The organism is Arthrobacter sp. 210 2 (genome assembly GCF_059093025.1).
Genome location: NZ_JBNHIE010000043.1, coordinates 1 through 210 on the forward strand (window position 1 = coordinate 1; position 210 = coordinate 210).

The following is a 210-nucleotide window of genomic DNA, read 5'->3' on the forward strand; positions in this document are numbered from 1 at the left end:
CAGTACCATCGGCGCTGTGGGTCTTAGCTTCCGGGTTCGGAATGGGACCGGGCGTTTCCCCCACGCTATGACCGCCGTAACCCTTGCTCCACACCCCGTGGGGGTGGGAAATCCTGGTGGTTACAACAATTTGTGCTCGTGTTCGAGCAGTGTGGTGTTGTTATTCAATTTGGTGTTCCCTGCAACAAACGGGTTTGTTGTTTGGGAACC

The 210-nt window shown here is 55.2% G+C and carries 1 rRNA gene; it reads right to left on the reverse strand.

Annotation, left to right across the window (positions count from 1 at the left end):
* A 5S ribosomal RNA gene (gene rrf / locus AC5RWA_RS21635) occupies positions 1-79 on the reverse strand; the annotation flags it as partial.
* Positions 80-210: the final 131 nt, after the last annotated feature.